Genomic DNA, 17,824 nt, shown 5'->3' with positions numbered 1-17,824 from the left:
AAGTTTTTTACGGTTTATCGTATTTATTTATATCTAACAGAAAACAATTTTAGTAAATAAAAAAGAGGACCTAAAATTTTAGATTCTCTTTTTTATAGTAGTTATTTTACAAGACTGAAAATCAATAAGTTTTAACCTGAAAATGAGTTTAGGATCTCTATTGCTTTGCTAACATCTTTTTTATTTACAAAAATATGGTCGTGATAATAAGCTGCTACTACATTACAGCTAATTTCTCTTTCTGAAAGTGCTTTCGAAAAGGCTGCCGTTAATCCAATTGCTTCTAACGAAGAATGCACTGTAAGCGTTATCCAGGACATTAAAACTGAGTATTCGAGTTTTAAGGTATCGGCAATTTCTTTTTTAAGAATCAGAGTAATGGCTTCTTTTTCTTTAAAAAACATTTCGATATTGTTTAGATCTATTTTTTCTAAACGTTCCACTTTACAAAAAACATAATCTCCGGCAATATGTTCCGGTTTCATGCTTTTAAGTAATTGTTGTAAATCTTTTTCTCCAGACATTTTTATTTATTTAAGAGCTTATCTAATTTCGGTTTTGTTTCGGCAAAGTTTTTATCTAAGGTAAGTGCTTTTTCGTAATTTAAAATAGCATTTTGTTTATCTCCGCTCGCCTGATAAAAATCTCCAAGCGAATCATACACATTAGGACTTTGAGGATAATTAGTTACATTAAGTTTAAATAAATAACCCGCCAGATCCATATCTTTTTTTCCAAGAGATTGATATCCATAACCGTTTACCATATTTTCCGGTACTTGTACTGTATATCCTAAATGTTTTGAAACGTTCTCAAAATGCTTTTCGATTTTAGTAAAAACAGCTCTATTAAAATTAATCTGATCTTGTATAGACAGTTTTAACTGATTGAATTGAAAGATAAAACGAATAGCATCATAAGAGGCAATCAAAGGCACAGACCCATGATTATCATCGTTATAATATTTGTATCCGTAATTAAGATTGCTCTTTTTATTCTTACTTAGAAAATCATTCAAATCGAGAATAGATCTAATATGTTTTGTAAAAACGCTGGTATCTTTTCTCACTTTTACAATACTCATAGTATCATCCATAGTATTTGCAGCTCCCATAAACAGAGAAACATTTGCTAAATTTTTATTGGTTAATTTCTTTATCGTTTCGGCTAAAAATTTTTGATGATCCCACCACATACTCGGATCGATTGCAACATACGAGTTGAATAAATGTGTATGGTTTGTCAGGATATTTATGGTCGTTAAACCTCCAAAAGAATGGCCAATTAAAGTTTTATAAGGTGTTGTTGGATATTTACTATCGATATACGGAATTAATTCTTTTTCCAGAAACGCTGCGAAATTTTCTCCTCCACCGGATTGTTCGCTTATATTTTGGGGTGCAAATGGTAAATCAATATCAGAATGAGTTGGAGTTAAATCCCTGTTTCGATTTGTATTAGTAATTCCCACAACGATCATTTCAGGGCAATTTGTATTGCCGTTTACTTCACTCAATTCTTCAATTATACCAACAACCGAACTAAAATGACCATCGCCATCAAGCAAATAAACAACCGGATATTTTTGTTTTGAAGAGCCTGTGTTTAGTGCACTTTTAGGTAAGTGTATCCATATTTTTCTTTTATCATTTAAAATTTTAGAAGAAATACTATCAATAGTTCCTATCTCGATTTTGTTTTTATCCTGTGCAAATGTAAAATTGGTAAGCAACACAAAAAAGCTTAATAGCATTACTTGCTTACTAAAAATATTCTCGTAGCTATTTATCATAATTGGTTTTAATTTATTTCTCTTACAAATAAGAATATATTACTTCGCCTAAAAAAAACCGTCTTTCTTATTTCAGGAAAAACGGTTTATAGATTTATTATTTAGCCATCCAGGTATTATTTCCCGGAGTAGCATCCATAAAAATACCTCCGTCAACTCTTACCTGCTTAATTTGTTTTTTATTCTTTAAGGCAACTACAGCATCTTTTTGATTGGTTTGCCACACAGCCGGAGTTTGATGAACTGTTTCGGTTGTATTATCCGCATAAGTTATTATAACATCAAACGGAATTGCAAAACCACCCAGATTCTCTAACGAAACTGTATTATTGCTAACACTTTTTATAGAGAGATCAATATAATTGTTGGTAAAAAACCAGTTATTAAAAAACCAGTTCAGATTTTTTCCTGAAGCTGTATTGATCGAGTTAAAATAATCCCACGGAATTGGATGCTTACCATTCCAGTTGTCCATATAAGCATGCAATGATTTTTTAAACAATTCATCGCCAAGCAAATCTTTTAAAGCAAGATAAGAAAGAGATGCTTTTCCGTATGAGTTATTTCCATATCCCGCACCCGAAACCTGAGTCGACATCGAAATGATGGGCTGATCTTCTTCTGTTGACCTGTCGTTTATATAACCTTTCACTCTGAAATCTTTATAAAATTTATCAGCAGCTTCTTTTCCGTGTTCAGCAATTCCAATTAAATATTCAAAAGTAGTTGCCCAGCCTTCGTCCATAAAAGCATAACGTGTTTCGTTGATTCCCATATAAAAAGGAAAATACGTATGAGCTACTTCATGATCCTGAACTAATTGTGCAAAAACAGGATCTCCCATTTGAGAATCGTTACACATCATTGGATATTCCATGTCAGCAAAACCCTGAAAAGCGGTCATTTTTGAAAACGGATACGGAACTCCAGGCCAATTGTTCGAAAAGAAATCTAATGCATACTGATTGTTTTTTACTGAGTTTACAAAATCAGTTCCTTTTATATCATAAGCCGCCTGAACACTTGCCCGACGATTTGTTTTTTTATCAACCAAAACGCTGCTGGCATCCCACAAATAATGATCGCTTAATCCAAAACATACATCTGAAATATTCTTTGCTTCAAATTTCCAGACATTCCACTCGTTTTGCTTGGTCACAATTCCGGCTTTCAATTCTTTTTCGTTGGCGATATGCAGGATTTCATCTGTTGTATATGATTTTTTCAAACGTGCCGAAAATTCCGGTTGCAGCACTTCATCAGGATTTAGTAAATCACCTGTTGCATAAACAACATAATTTTTAGGGGCTTTTACTGAAAAAGTATAGTCATTAAAATCATTATAAAATTCCTGACGATCTGTATGTGGCAATCTGTCCCATCCATTATAATCATCAAAAACTGAAACACGCGGATAACTGTAAGCTACAAAAAAAGTAGTTTCATCGATTTGCCCTTCTCTTCCACTCTCTTTAGACAAAGGATAATTCCAATCAATGTTAATTGTAATTTTTGAATGCGGAAGAAGCGGTTTGTTCATTTTTACATTTCCTACCGTTCCCCAGTTTTTAGCATCTTCTTTGTAAACATCATCATTAATTTTTAATGAGGTAATGGTTAATCCGGCACTCAAAAAATCTTCACTTACATTTCCGCTTCTTGGTGCAGACGGTTTATGCAGATTATTTACAAACCTAATGACAAGGTTTCTTAAAGTATCATTGCTATTATTTTCATAAACAATAGTTTCTGTACCACTTACCAGCTTTGTTTTTGAGTCTACCGCAATTTCCATGGCATATTTTCCATGATTTTGCCAGTAATTCTTCCCCGGTTTTCCATCTGTCGAGCGAGTACCTTTAGCGTATGCTTCCTTTATATTTCTTGGCATATAAAGTTCCTGAGAAAAGCTATTCTGTGCTATAAACAAAAATGTTATAAGCACAAATTGTATCGATTTTTTTTTCATAAAGTGGTTCTGTTTTGGTTGTTCAATATTTGTTATAATATTAGTGGATTTCTCTAACTTTTTGTTACAAGAATGATTAAAAAATTTATTCCGTTACTTTCAAAAAAACCAGAATCTTAGTCGCTCAGAACCTTAGAACCTCTAAAAAAATAAAAACCGTCTGATTTCAAAAGAAAAAAGACGGCATCTACAATTAATATATAACCCTGATCGCTACAAAATATAATCGGTATTAATAAAATTTGATTCTTTGCTGTTGAGCAATTCCTGCAAAATTTCATTATTATAATCGATATCTTTTGAAGCTACAAACGTACGAATGGAGAAAGAACGTAAGGCATCAGGAATACTTAAGGTTCCTACTGCAGAGTCTTTACGGCCTGTAAACGGAAATGCATCCGGACCTCTTTGGCAAGAACTGTTTAGGTTTACTCTGCAAACCAGATTTACCAAAGCATCAATAAGTGGTGCCAGGGTTTTAATATCTTTTCCAAACAAACTTACCTGTTGTCCGTAGTTAGACTCTGCCATATCATCAAGCGGTTCGTTAATATCTTTAAAAGCAATAATTGGCACTACAGGTCCAAATTGTTCTTCATGATAAACACGCATATTTTTATTTACCGGATATAATACGGCCGGGAAAATATAATTGTCTGTATGCTTTCCGCCTTTTTCGTTTAATATCTTTGCTCCTTTAGCAGTTGCGTCATCAATTAATCCTTGTATATAAGCTGGTTTTTCTGATTCCGGAAGTGGTGTTAGTGAAGCACCTTTTTCCCATGGATTTCCAAATCCTAAGCTGTCTACTTTTTCAGAAAAACGTTTGTTGAATTCTTCTACAATAGATTCATGTATATATAAAACTTTCAGGGCTGTACAACGTTGTCCGTTAAAAGACAAAGTTCCTGTAATACATTCCTGAATGGCCAGATCTAAGTCTGCATCCGGTAAAATAATCGCGGGATTTTTAGCTTCTAAACCTAAAATCAAACGCAGTCTGTTTTTATTTGGATGCTGATCCTGCAAGGCAATTGCCGATTTACTGTTTCCAATTAATGCCAAAACATCAATTTTTCCGGATTTCATAATTGGAGAAGCTACTTCGCGGCCTCTTCCGTATACAATATTAATAACTCCTTTTGGGAAACTGCTTCTAAATGCTTCCAACAATGGCGAAATACATAAAACACCATGTTTTGCAGGTTTAAAAATTACAGTATTTCCCATAATCAAAGCCGGAATCAGTAAGGAGAAAGTTTCATTTAAAGGATAGTTGTATGGCCCCAGACACAAAACCACTCCAAGAGGTCCACGACGAATCATTGCGTTCACTCCCTGTACTTTTTCAAAATGCGAACTGCGTCCGTTTAATTCTTTATAACTGGCAATAGTATCATAAATATATTCAACTGTTCTGTCAAATTCTTTTTGCGAATCGCCAAGGTTTTTCCCAATTTCCCACATCAAAAGCTTCACTACTTCTTCGCGGGTTTCTTTCATTTGTCGAACAAAGTTCTCCATACATTTTATACGGTCTACCACTTTCATGGTTGGCCATAAACCTTGTCCTTTATTATAGGCCGCATTTGCAGCTTCAACAACTTCGGCAGCTTCTTTTTCTGCCATAAACGGAATCGATCCTAATAAAGTTGGTGTATATTTTTCTGTAGATGAAATGGTAGAAAACACAGGTGTGGTTTGCCCTGTCCATTGTTTTAATTCGCCATTTACAAGATAGGTATCTTGATTTATAAGGTTTTTAATCTGAAATTCTTCGGGTATTAAACTCATAATCTGGTAATTTATAGTTTGGTTATTAATAGCATTTTAAAAAGAAAAAGAGGCTTTTCGTGCCTCTTTTTCTTTCTTATGGATTTACAGTTTCACCTTCCCAATCCAGGATTCCGCCAAGCAGGTTATAGGCATTATTAATACCTAATTCATTCATGATCTGACATGCTTTTGCGCTTCTGGCTCCAGAACGGCAATACACATAATAATTTTTGTTTTTATCTAATTCTTCGATTTCATAAATAAACCCCTGACCTTTATTAATGTCGATATTTACAGCATTCTCGATATAGCCGTCATTAAATTCGTCTGCGGTTCTTACGTCAAGTATTACTGCATTCTCGTCAGCAGCAAGTTGAGCAACCCAATCTTCTTGTGATAAATTCATAATGTGTGTTTTTTGTAAAATTACGACGTTTCTATTAATTAAAAACGTACCAAATGCGATTTCGATTATTATTCTCAGAAAACGTTTTAGAGAAAGGATTATAATCAGTGAATGACAAATTTACTCACTATTTTTAAAAATATACTCTATAAACTCGATGGAAAATAGGATTTTTTCATTTACACAAAATTCATCTTAAATATAGTTTTCTCACAATTTATACCATTTCAATCTGCTATCTTTGTATAAAATTATATGTTTTAATCTCTTTTTCATAAAACTAACAAGAGAAAAACAGTGAAGTTTTTTATTTTGAACTATTAAGAAACGAAGATAAATTAAGCTTAATGAAACTTAATATCTTAATGGTTAAAGTTATTTCTATTTTAAATCTCTCAAATGCAAAATTCATTAAAAACCACCTTTCCTAATTTCTCCAGTGAACTTATTGCAACCATTGAAGAAAATGGGAGTCTTCAGGATTTTGAAGCCGGAACCATTTTAATGCGAACCGGGCAGTACATTAAAAACACCGTTTTAATTACCAAAGGAAAAATCAAAATCTATCGTGAAGGCGAAGATGGAGGTGAATTTTTAATGTATTACCTGCAACCCGGACAAGCCTGTGCTATTTCGATGATTTGTACAGCCAAAAGCGAAAAAAGCCAGATCATGGCAAAAGTAGTCGAAGATGTTACTGTCATGATGATTCCGTTACAAATGATGGACAAATGGATGATGGAACACAGAACCTGGTACGAATTTGTAATCGAAACTTACAGAAGCCGTTTTGAAGAAGTTTTGGAAGTTGTTGACAACATCGCTTTTCGTTCTATGGATGAGCGTTTGGAATTTTACCTAAAAAGACATTCTGATGCTTGTGGCTGTTCTGAAGTTAATTTATCGCATCAGGAAATTGCATCCGAATTAAATACTTCAAGAGAAGTAATTTCGAGATTACTCAAAAAAATGGAACAAAGAGGTTTGGTTAAACTCAACCGCAATCAGATTGAATTACTAAGCACAAATTTCACTAATTAGCACAAATTCACTGTATATCAAATCAATTTTATCATTAAGATATTAAAGTAGTTAAGAGTCAAGGAACTAAACTTAATTATCTTACTATCATAACGGTTGAAAAATAAAAAACTTCGTTTTAATTAGTGAAATTCGTGTTTAATAATACTTATGTGATAAATGTTACTGTAGATTTCTTTTTAACGAAGCACCTTTGCAAAAACAACTGTAATGGAATATTTAGGGTATTTTGCTTCAATCATTATTGGAATCTCACTGGGCTTAATTGGCGGTGGCGGATCGATACTTACTATTCCAATTTTGGTGTATTTATTTAAGGTAAATCCGGAGCAAGCAACGTCTTATTCTTTATTTATTGTAGGATTAACTGCTTTGTTCGGAAGTTACAGCCATTACAAAATGGGAAATCTTAAACTAAAATCGGCGTTGTATTTTGCGATTCCCTCTGTAATTTCTATTTTGATTATTCGTGAGGTTATTTTTCCGCAAATTGCTTCTACGCTATTTTCTATAGCTTCGTATTCCGTATCCAAAGATTTTCTGATTATGATTATCTTTTCTGTTTTGATGATTACGGCAGCAATATCCATGATCAAAAAAAACAAACCCGAAATACAAGCAACCGAAACGAATTATATTCAATTAAGTGTAATAGGCTTTGCCGTTGGAATTATAACCGGTTTTTTGGGTGCCGGCGGAGGATTTTTAATTATTCCTGCCCTGCTCTTTTTTGCCAATTTACCAATGAAACAAGCCGTTGGAACTTCATTATTGATTATTACAATTAATTCCTCAATAGGTTTTGGTGGCGATTTATACATTGGAACCCCCATAAATTATACTTTTTTATTAGGCGTTTCAGGAATGGCACTTCTCGGAATGTTAATTGGAAGTCAGCTTTCTAAAAAAATCGACGGCACAAAACTAAAACCTCTTTTTGGCTGGTTTGTTCTCGTAATGGGATTTTATATTATTACAAAAGAAGTTTTGTTATAAGGCAGTTTCACACATTTTTTTATAAAATTTTAATTTAGTTCTTTTTATTTGTAGAGTAATCTTTGTCGAAGTTTTGAACTTCGACAAAGATAAAACTATCAGTTTCTGTGGGATTAAATCAATTATGTTTTACGATATTTATTTACTAGCCCACCAATGATAATAGTTATGTAATCCGTCATATTCAAATCCACAACGCGGATATAACTGATTTCCTATGTCATTTGTTTTTTCTGTTTCCAGCATTAAACCACAGGCATTTGTTTCTATGCACCATTGTTTGCTACGATCAATTAATGCTACAGATAATCCTTTTCCACGGTAATCAGGATGTACAAAAAGATCACTTAACAGCCATTGTTTTTGCAATTTGGTATAATGAAATAATTTGTACAATTGCACAAACCCAACAGCCTTTCTGTTCACAATTGCTAAAAAAATATCTGATTCATTGTTTAGTAATCGTTCTTTCAGAAATGCTTTGCCTTTTTCGACATCAGATTCCTGACGGTAAAAAACGCGATATAGATTAAAAAGTTCTGCTGTTTCGTTAAGATCTTCAATACTTGCTTTTTTGATGTTGTAATCCATTAGTTAAAATTTTAATTAAAAAAGCGAAAGTATCATAAAGTAAAAGCTCAGTTATAGTCCAGTTTACACAAAACAAGATCATCCAGTGTTTTGACTAAATCTATTACACCATAAAAAAAATGCTGGTTAAAACCAACAGCTCTATATAATTTTCAAAATCTTTAATAATTAGGCTGAAAGCCACAAAAACAATAGCGTAGTGCATCGCACTACGAATTAAATCAACAATGAATATCGCCCTGAAAGGGCAAAAGCAAAATGACAATACAAACATCTTTAAGAATCCAGAAACAACATATAAACTATAGTGAATATTTCCTTTATGGTTAGGCTTTCGCCCTTACAGGGCCTAAGCTAACAATCGTTTTTCATTCATAGTGCTTCGCACCATGCTATTTCTAAGGCTCTTTCAGAGCTCGTTTTGAACACTTATTGTTTCAAATTCATACTATTAAAATTGCCGCCTTCTTTAACCCAATATACTCATTCTGGCTAAAACCATTAAGGCTTCAAATAAAAAAACCGCTGGTTAAAACCAGCGGCTAGTCATATAATTAATTCGTAAAAATTTGTGTAATTCGTGGCTATAAAACAATCAATGTTCCCCATATCCAACCTCATCCATTTTCCCGCTAAAAACGCGATACTGAATGATAAAGTAAACAATAACCAAAAACAAAGCAATAAAAAACCAACTTAATCCGGCATTTAATCCATATTCATGAGCGGCGGTGTTGTAAATGGTCAATGACGGATTAACATTATTAGTCGAAGGTAAAACATTTGGAAAAATCGAAACGGCTGTCGAAGCAAATCCTCCAACAAGAAACAAAGTCGAGAATAAAAATCCCATACCGTCTTTTTGATATGAACGAACTTTAAATAAACCTACAATTCCAACAAAAGTCATTACAGGAAAAAACCAAAGAATTGGATTTGCAATAAAATTATGAAACGGCTGAGGTTCAATAAAATGCCAGATTTGCAACGAAATAATAACCAGAACCAATAAAACAATATTGAGTTTGAAAACCAGATCTTTAAGTTTTGTATTCAAAGACGAGTTGGTTTTAAAAATAATCCAATTGGCTCCGTGAATCGTTAAAGCGACAACACTTACAATACCCAGAAAAAGCGTAAACCAATCAATAATCCCCAATTCATTTGCCTGCGGACTAAAAGTTGGATTCCATAAAGGCAAAAAGAAAAAATGAGCTTCCTGTGTCGAAACACCGTTGGTTACCATTCCGAGATTAACCCCGCGAACGATATTTCCCAAAGCAATCCCGAAGAACAAGGCCAAAAGCAAACTGGCGATTCCAAAAGCTTTATCCCAAATCGATTCCCACATTGGGTGATGTACCTGTCCACGCATTTCTAAACCAATTGCACGGAAAATCAACAGCCATAAAATCATGATTAAAGGCAAATAAAATCCGCTAAAAGATGAAGCATACAAAGTAGGAAAAGCAAAAAACAACACACCTCCGGCAGCAATAATCCAAACTTCATTAGCATCCCAAAACGGGCCAATTGCGCTTGTAATTGCTTTTTTATCTTTTTCTTCTTTAGCCAGAAATAAATGAATAATTCCTGCTCCAAAATCGTAACCGTCTAATACAATATAAACGGCCAGAATTCCCATTAAAACAACGTACCAAAAAAATTCCATAGCTATATTTTTTCTGAATTGAGTTCAACATTATGAGGTCCTTTATTGATGATTTTTCCAACCAAAAGCAAAAACAACATTCCTAGTAAAAGATACAATCCTATAAAACCCAATAAAGTAAATAAGGTGTTTCCGGATGAAACGGTTGGCGAAGCACCTTCGGCAGTTCGTAATAAATTATAAACCAGCCAGGGTTGTCTTCCTAATTCTGCCGTATACCAGCCTGTAGTATTAGCGATATACGGAAATGGCATCATGAACATCAAAGACCATAAAACCCATTTGGTTTCGAATAATTTCTTTCGGATTAATTGAAAAACAGCAAAAGCCATCAAACCAATAAATAAGGTACCAAGTCCTACCATAATATGGTAAGCGTAATATAATCCCGAAATATTGGTTGGATGAAGATCTTCTTCGAACTGATCCAGACCTTTAATTTCTTCATGCCAGCTTCCGTAAGTCAGGAAACTCAGGATATTGGGAACAGCGATTTTATTATCCAGCTTTTTATCTTTTACATCGGGTTGTCCAATTAAAACAATTTCGGAACCTTCTTTTTCGGTATGAAAAATCCCTTCCATTGCGGCAAAAGTTACGGGTTGGTATTTCACAACGTTTTTAGCCAGTAAATCTCCTGTTGGAACTGCCACGATCAGACTCGAAATCAATCCAAAGACCACTCCGGTTTTAAGAAATAATCTTCCAAAAGAAACATTCTTTTTACTCAAAATATAAAAAGCCCCTATTCCGGAAACCACAAAAGAACTGGTAACCAAAGATGCAGCCTGGTTGTGCAAATATGAAGGCCATAACCAAGGATTAAGAAACAAAGCTTTGAAATTCGTGAGAACAAATTTTCCGTTTTCTAATATTTCATATCCTACAGGATTTTGCATCCAGGAATGTGTAGCTATAATCAAATAACCACTTGCCCAGGAACCCAGACAAATTAATAATCCGGTTACAAAATGCCATTTATGTCCAATGAGTTTTTCTCCAAATAAAAAGATCCCCAGAAAGGATGATTCTAAGAAAAAGGAGAACATGCCTTCCATAGCAAGAGTTTGCCCAATAATTCCTCCGGTTAACTCAGAGAATTTTGCCCAGTTGGTTCCAAACTGAAACTCCATCGGAATTCCGGTTACAACGCCCATTGCAAAATTCAGAGCGAAGATTTTCATCCAGAAATGAGTCGCGTGATTGTATTGTTCGTTTTTTGTTTTGAGGTATTTCCATTTGAAGTAAACAATGATCAGCGAAAGACCCATTGTAAGTTGCGGAAAGAGATAGTGAAAGGTAATGGTGAAGGCAAATTGCATTCGGTCATAAAAGAGCATTTCTTCCATAGCGGTATTTTATTTATGAAGTCCCACAAATTTACCCATTAAAACCCGAAATTCCTGCCTTTAAAAAAAGTTTATCGCCTGATATTTGTTAAACTTTTTAGTGTTTTTAAAACATTTATTTTTTTCTGTCCTATAAGTGATATCAGAAATTATAAGTTCAGCTTTAGTAGAAATTGTAAAATATGTTAATGCAGAAATTTTCATTTTCTACAATCATAGAAAGTTAAAAGTCTCTTTTACTTTTATATTATTTTAGATTCTTATTTCTCATACTGAGCAAAGCATTTGTCTAAATTTTGAATCTGCTAACAAGACTTCGACTTCACTCGGTGTTATAAAATGTGCAAAACTAAAATGTACTTATATCACTTATATGGTTAAATTTAATCTTTTTTCAAAATTCCTTTTTCGACACTTTCATTTATTAATCCTTCAGCGTAATTCCACAAAGTTGTTGAACCTTCTTTTATAACACTCTTTTTTTCGTGAACCTTATTATAACTCACACCAAACTCTTTCCATGTTCCGCCATTATTAGATGTGTTTTGCAATAAAGGTTCAAGCCTGTCCATCGATCTGGCAAACTTTGCTTCATTAGTTTCTCCAGCTTCAAATTCTTCCCAAACTAATATTAAATCTTCAGCCTGTTTCTCCGGAAGCAAACCAAAAATGCGGTTGGCAGCCAGTCGTTCCTCATCGGTATTATCATGATTTTTTTGTGAGTCGTATAAAAAAATATCTCCGGCATCGATTTCTACAATATCATGTATCAAAACCATTTTTACCACTTTCAATACATCAATTGGCTCATTAGAATGTTCTGCCAAAACAATTGCCATTAGTGCAAGATGCCAGGAATGTTCCGCATCATTTTCATTTCGGTCACTATTAAACAGCTTCGTTTTTCTTTGAATGTATTTTACTTTGTCAATTTCTTTTATAAAAGCGATCTGATTTAATAAATCTGCTGTGTCCATATCCATAATTTTTGTTAGTTGTAAAATTACGTAGATTTATTTTTTCTACCATATTAAGTAGTATAAGTTCATTTAAAACAATCCGTAATTTTAGTAGAGCTAAAATGAACTTATATCACTTATACTGTGAAATTCCTTTTTTTACACAAAAATCAAATTTCTGTAACATTAGTCACCTATTTTAAGAGAAAACAAAGTTACCTTTGTAACCCATCATTTTTACAACACATGTCATGAAAATAGAACAAATTTACACCGGCTGTCTTGCGCAAGGTGCATACTATATTACTTCAAACGGAGAAGCTGCTATTATCGATCCGCTTCGTGAGATCCAGCCTTACTTAGATCGTTTGGAACGCGATGAGGTGAAACTGAAATATATTTTTGAAACGCATTTTCACGCTGATTTTGTTTCAGGTCATATCGATTTAAGCAAAGAAACTCAGGCACCTATAGTTTACGGACCAAATGCAGCCTGCGAATTTGATTGCATTTCTGCCAAAGACGGACAAGAATTTAAAATTGGAAATATTACAATTAAAGCGTTGCATACTCCGGGACATACCATGGAAAGCACGACTTACTTACTAATTGACGAGAATGGAAAAGATCATGCTATTTTTTCCGGAGATACTTTATTTATAGGAGATGTTGGTCGTCCGGATCTTGCTCAAAAAGCAGCAGGAATGACGCAGGATCAATTAGCCGGAATTTTATATCATTCATTGAGAGATAAAATTATGACTCTGGCCGATGATGTAATCGTTTATCCAGCACATGGTGCCGGAAGTGCCTGTGGAAAAAACATGAGTAAAGAAACTGTTTCGACTATTGGGAATCAAAAAGCAACAAACTATGCTTTGCGCGCGACTATGACCGAAGCGGAATTTATTACCGAAGTTACTGACGGATTATTGCCTCCTCCAGCCTATTTCAGTATGAATGTTGCCATGAACAAACAAGGTTACGAAAGTTTTGAATCCGTTTTACATAACGGAATGAAAGCGATTGATGTAAAAGATTTTGAGGCTGTTGCCGAAGAAACCGAAGCATTAATCCTCGATACCCGAAAAAGTGGTGACTTTGCAAAAGGATTTATTCCGCAATCTATTAATATCGGAATCAATGGTGATTTTGCTCCTTGGGTAGGAACTTTGATTGGCGATGTAAAACAACCTATTATATTGGTAACCGAAGTTGGTCTTGAAGAAGAAACTGTAACGCGTTTAAGCCGTGTAGGTTTTGACTCTATTATCGGACACCTTGAAGGTGGTTTTGAAGCCTGGGAAAAAGCCGGTTTTGAAATTGATACGGTAAACCGAATTTCGGCAGAACAATTCGCAACCGAATTTAAAGCTAAAGAAGATAAAGTAATCGATATTCGTAAAGAAACCGAATACAGCGCAGAACATATTGACGATGCGTATAACAAACCGCTGGCTTTTATCAATGACTGGGTAAAAGATATTGCGCCAAATGAGCATTTTTACTTACATTGTGCCGGTGGATATCGCAGTATAATTGCAGCTTCGATTTTGCAGGCTCGCGGTTTTAGAAACTTTAGTGAAATTGAAGGCGGTTTTGGAGCGATCTCAAAAACTGAAATTCCAAAATCTGATTTCGTTTGTCAAAGTAAAGTATTGAAATAAATTTTTAAGGTACAGAGATGCAAAGGTGCAAAGCGACAAAGTTTTTGCCTTTGAACCTCTGCCCCTTTGAACCTTTGAATCTAAAAAAAATGTTAGAAATTATTAAAGAACCTTGGCCTTGGTATGTTTCAGGCCCTTTGATTGGATTAACTGTTCCTATTTTATTAATTATCGGAAATAAATCTTTCGGGATAAGTTCTTCGTTGCGACATATTTGTGCGGCTTGTATTCCGGCGAATATTTCATTTTTTAAATACGACTGGAAAAAAGAAAGCTGGAATTTATTCTTTGTTTTCGGAATTTTCCTTGGTGGCGTTATCGCTGCTTCTTTCTTGTCTAATCCAAATCCCATTGAAATAACTCCTGAACTTTCAGCACAATTGGCAGGTTACGGAATTACAGATCACTCAGGTTTAGTTCCGGCACAGCTTTTCTCCTGGGAAAGTTTATTAACACTTCGCGGATTCATCATGATTGTAGTTGGCGGATTTTTAGTTGGTTTTGGAACGCGTTATGCTGGCGGATGTACAAGCGGACATGCGATTATGGGAATTTCAAACTTACAATGGCCATCACTGGTGGCAACAATCTGCTTTATGATTGGCGGTTTTGTAATGTCTCTTTTGATTTTACCTTATATTCTTTCACTTTAAAAATTTCAAAAATGAGCAATTTAGAAAATAAAAATACAGACACTGAAGGGACCAACGGAAGCCAAATTAAAGATTCAGGATTCTCAAACTTAAAATATCTTGTAGTTGGAATTCTTTTTGGAATTGTATTCGTAAAAGCCGAAATCATTAGCTGGTTTCGTATTCAGGAAATGTTTCACCTGCAATCTTTCTTTATGTATGGTGTAATTGGTAGTGCAGTTACTGTTGGCGTAGTATCTGTTTTTATCATTAAAAAATTCAACATCAAAACACTACAAGGCGAAAAAATAGAAATTCAGCCTAAAACATTCAGCAAAGGACAAATTTATGGCGGATTAATGTTCGGTTTTGGCTGGGCCATTACAGGAGCATGTCCGGGTCCGTTATTTGCTCAGATTGGTACTGGTGCAACCGTAATTGTTGTTACGTTATTAAGTGCCATTGCCGGAACCTGGTTTTATGGTTTGATCAAAGATAAACTGCCTCACTAATTCCTTTTATTTAGACCTAGAAAATGAGCTTAACAGAACAACTACTATTAAGAAAAGCAGCTATTTCTGAAATACCTGTTATATGGGAAATCCTCCAGGATGCTATTGAACAAAGACGACAAGACGGAAGCACGCAATGGCAGGACGGATACCCAAATGAACTTTCGATTGAAAAAGACATTGAAAATGGCTATGGCTATGTGTTTACAGAAAACGAATCGATTCTGGCGTATGCTGCTATTATTTTTGACAAAGAACCTGCTTACGAAAATATCGAAGGCAAATGGTTAACCAATGGCGATTATACTGTTGTACATCGTGTAGCAGTTTCAAAATTGGCAAAAGGAAAAGGCATTGCCACAAAACTATTTGAAAGCATCGAAGGCTTAAGTCTCGAAAATAACATTCAAAGTATAAAGGTAGATACCAACTTTGACAATACTCCAATGCTAAAAATTTTAGACCGATTAAAATATACATATTGTGGTGAAGTCTTTTTTAGAGGATCAGCACGAAAAGCATTCGAAAAAAAGTTAATTTAAATATCGAATTTCAAGATTATAAAAACCCGACAGGTCCTTAAGACTGTCGGGTTTTTATTTGGTTTGCCTGCGTAAGGGATAGAGCTAAGCTACCGAAGTAGCAGCGAAAGCCCGACAGCATCCTGATAAGAGGGCGTATATGCGCACAGTAATTTTGCCCTCTTATCAGGATGGTGGCACGCTCTGATAATTTTGAAAAGTATATTTTCTAATTGAAAATTTTAACAAAGCTAAAAGTTCTTCATCTAAATCTAATTTGGTTTCGTTAAGTTTGTTTAAAACAAATAAGTCCTATAAAAGCCGTAGATTATATGAACCATTCAGAACAGTTATTCAGATTACAAAATACCGAAAAATGGGATGTAATTATAATAGGTGGCGGTGCAAGCGGTTTAGGAACTGCTCTTGATGCTGCAAGTCGAGGATATAAAACCATTTTAGTCGAAGCCGTTGATTTTGCAAAAGGAACTTCAAGCAGAAGCACAAAATTAGTTCATGGTGGTGTACGCTATTTAGAACAAGGTGACATTCATTTAGTGAGAGAAGCCTTAAAAGAACGAGGACTTATGGCAAAAAATGCAGGTCACTTGGTCAAAAATCAATCTTTTGTGATTCCAAACTACAATTGGTGGGGCGGTTCTTTTTATACTATCGGATTAAAAGTCTATGATATATTGGCTGGCAGTTTAAGTTTGGGGCGTTCAGAATATATTTCGAAGAAAAAAACTATCGAAATGCTTCCAAATGTAGAAGAAAATGGTTTAAAAAGTGGTGTTATTTATCATGACGGACAATTTGATGACTCGCGTTTGGCTATTAATATTGCTCAGACAGCGGTAGAAAAAGGAGCTTGCTTATTAAATTACATGAAAGTGGTTCATTTATTAAAAGATGATAAAAACCAGATTATTGGTGTTGAGGTACAAGATCATGAAACGGGTAATAAATATATTTTAAAAGGTTCTGTTGTCATTAATGCTACCGGAGTTTTTACAAATGCTATCATGAAACTGAACGATAGAGTTTATAAAAAATATATTGTTCCGAGTCAGGGAATTCATCTTGTGTTTGACAAATCTTTTTTACCGGGAGATCATGCTTTAATGATTCCTAAAACAAGTGATGGACGTGTTTTATTTGCTGTACCCTGGCATAACCGAATTGTGGTTGGTACGACCGATACCTTAATAAAGAAACATAGTCTGGAACCTGTTGCTTTAGAAAGTGAAGTCGAATTTGTAATGGAAAATGCTCAGCGTTTTTTAGCCAAAAAACCTGCCAGAGCTGATGTTTTATCTGTTTTTGCAGGTTTACGCCCTTTGGCTGCACCTAAAGAAGAAGGAAAAAGCACTAAAGAAGTTTCCAGAAGCCATAAAATTATTGTTTCAGAAACCGGCTTAATTACCATTACAGGAGGAAAATGGACAACTTACAGAAAAATTGCCGAGGACATTATAAACAAAGCGATTAAAACCGGTAAGCTTGTTAACAAACCCTGCATTACGGAACATCTTGCTATTCATGGCAATAAAGCTACTACTAATTTAGACAGAGAAAATCATTTATATATCTATGGTTCAGATATTCCTGAAATACTGAAACTACAACAAACTAATCCTGAATTAAAAGAAAAAGTCCATCCTGATCATGAATTTACAATGGCCGAAGTCGTTTGGGCAATTCGACATGAAATGGCCAGAACTGTAGATGATATTCTAGCCAGACGCGTTCGGTTATTGTTCTTAGATGCCAGAGCTGCTATTCAGTCTTCAGAAAAAGTAGCCCGATTACTTGCCAAAGAACTGGGGCATAATGAAACATGGGTTCATAAAGAAATTTTAAATTTTAGAAAAATAGCCAAAGGATTTCTTTTGCCTGAATTTCAATAAACAAACTTACTACAAGGCATTTTAAACTTGT

16 protein-coding genes are annotated in these 17,824 nt (G+C 34.5%); 7 read left to right on the top strand and 9 right to left on the bottom strand.

Features of this window, described 5'->3' with window-relative positions; all coding sequences use genetic code 11:
- Positions 1-131: 131 nt before the first annotated feature.
- From A4F88_RS20390 to A4F88_RS20370, 5 genes are all read right to left on the bottom strand, one after another.
- Positions 132-524 (bottom strand): ACT domain-containing protein, encoded by a 393-nt coding sequence (locus A4F88_RS20390; protein ID WP_068844605.1) that lies wholly within the window; start codon positions 522-524, stop codon positions 132-134.
- Positions 525-526: 2 nt separating this feature from the next.
- A complete protein-coding gene (locus tag A4F88_RS20385) occupies positions 527-1,792 on the bottom strand; it encodes an alpha/beta hydrolase-fold protein (protein WP_209442835.1) in 1,266 nt (421 codons plus the stop codon).
- 97 nt (positions 1,793-1,889) lie between these two features.
- The gene (locus A4F88_RS20380; RefSeq protein ID WP_068844604.1) at positions 1,890-3,761 is read right to left on the bottom strand and encodes a M1 family metallopeptidase; all 1,872 of its coding nucleotides are present in this window, start codon (positions 3,759-3,761) and stop codon (positions 1,890-1,892) included.
- Positions 3,762-3,974: 213 nt separating this feature from the next.
- Positions 3,975-5,555: an NADP-dependent glyceraldehyde-3-phosphate dehydrogenase gene (locus A4F88_RS20375; RefSeq protein WP_068844603.1), complete on the bottom strand. Its 1,581-nt coding sequence runs from the start codon at positions 5,553-5,555 to the stop codon at positions 3,975-3,977.
- Between the two features lie 76 nt (positions 5,556-5,631).
- Positions 5,632-5,943: a rhodanese-like domain-containing protein gene (locus tag A4F88_RS20370; protein ID WP_068844602.1), complete on the bottom strand. Its 312-nt coding sequence runs from the start codon at positions 5,941-5,943 to the stop codon at positions 5,632-5,634.
- A gap of 399 nt (positions 5,944-6,342) precedes the next feature.
- Between A4F88_RS20370 and A4F88_RS20365 the strand changes: the two genes are divergently transcribed.
- Both A4F88_RS20365 and A4F88_RS20360 read left to right on the top strand, forming a co-directional pair.
- Positions 6,343-6,984 (top strand): Crp/Fnr family transcriptional regulator, encoded by a 642-nt coding sequence (locus A4F88_RS20365; protein WP_068844601.1) that lies wholly within the window; start codon positions 6,343-6,345, stop codon positions 6,982-6,984.
- 210 nt (positions 6,985-7,194) lie between these two features.
- Positions 7,195-7,980 carry a sulfite exporter TauE/SafE family protein gene (locus A4F88_RS20360; RefSeq protein WP_068844600.1) on the top strand — a complete coding sequence of 262 codons (786 nt, stop codon included), beginning with the start codon at positions 7,195-7,197 and terminating at the stop codon, positions 7,978-7,980.
- Positions 7,981-8,118: 138 nt separating this feature from the next.
- Here the strand turns inward: A4F88_RS20360 and A4F88_RS20355 are convergent, their stop codons facing one another.
- The 4 genes from A4F88_RS20355 to A4F88_RS20340 all read right to left on the bottom strand — a co-directional run bounded on the left by A4F88_RS20355 (position 8,119) and on the right by A4F88_RS20340 (position 12,569).
- Entirely contained in the window at positions 8,119-8,571 is a 453-nt protein-coding gene (locus tag A4F88_RS20355; protein WP_068844599.1) for a GNAT family N-acetyltransferase, read from the bottom strand.
- Positions 8,572-9,166: 595 nt separating this feature from the next.
- Positions 9,167-10,243 (bottom strand): cytochrome d ubiquinol oxidase subunit II, encoded by a 1,077-nt coding sequence (cydB, locus tag A4F88_RS20350; RefSeq protein ID WP_068844598.1) that lies wholly within the window; start codon positions 10,241-10,243, stop codon positions 9,167-9,169.
- A gap of 2 nt (positions 10,244-10,245) precedes the next feature.
- Entirely contained in the window at positions 10,246-11,592 is a 1,347-nt protein-coding gene (locus A4F88_RS20345; protein ID WP_068844597.1) for a cytochrome ubiquinol oxidase subunit I, read from the bottom strand.
- A gap of 383 nt (positions 11,593-11,975) precedes the next feature.
- Entirely contained in the window at positions 11,976-12,569 is a 594-nt protein-coding gene (locus tag A4F88_RS20340; protein WP_178368496.1) for an HD domain-containing protein, read from the bottom strand.
- A gap of 233 nt (positions 12,570-12,802) precedes the next feature.
- Between A4F88_RS20340 and A4F88_RS20335 the strand changes: the two genes are divergently transcribed.
- From A4F88_RS20335 to A4F88_RS20315, 5 genes are all read left to right on the top strand, one after another.
- Positions 12,803-14,218 (top strand): MBL fold metallo-hydrolase, encoded by a 1,416-nt coding sequence (locus A4F88_RS20335; protein ID WP_068844595.1) that lies wholly within the window; start codon positions 12,803-12,805, stop codon positions 14,216-14,218.
- 89 nt (positions 14,219-14,307) lie between these two features.
- Entirely contained in the window at positions 14,308-14,871 is a 564-nt protein-coding gene (locus A4F88_RS20330; protein WP_068844594.1) for a YeeE/YedE family protein, read from the top strand.
- Positions 14,872-14,882: 11 nt separating this feature from the next.
- The gene (locus A4F88_RS20325) at positions 14,883-15,362 is read left to right on the top strand and encodes a DUF6691 family protein (protein WP_068844593.1); all 480 of its coding nucleotides are present in this window, start codon (positions 14,883-14,885) and stop codon (positions 15,360-15,362) included.
- A gap of 23 nt (positions 15,363-15,385) precedes the next feature.
- Positions 15,386-15,904, top strand: coding sequence for a GNAT family N-acetyltransferase (locus A4F88_RS20320; protein WP_068844592.1), 519 nt, complete (start codon positions 15,386-15,388; stop codon positions 15,902-15,904).
- 311 nt (positions 15,905-16,215) lie between these two features.
- Positions 16,216-17,793: a glycerol-3-phosphate dehydrogenase/oxidase gene (locus tag A4F88_RS20315; RefSeq protein WP_068844591.1), complete on the top strand. Its 1,578-nt coding sequence runs from the start codon at positions 16,216-16,218 to the stop codon at positions 17,791-17,793.
- Positions 17,794-17,824 lie beyond the last annotated feature (31 nt).

The organism is Flavobacterium chilense (genome assembly GCF_001602525.1).
In the GTDB taxonomy this organism is placed as follows: Bacteria; Bacteroidota; Bacteroidia; order Flavobacteriales; family Flavobacteriaceae; genus Flavobacterium; species Flavobacterium chilense.
Note: the sequence above shows the minus strand (reverse complement) of the source record. Positions and strands in the feature narration are given on the sequence as shown.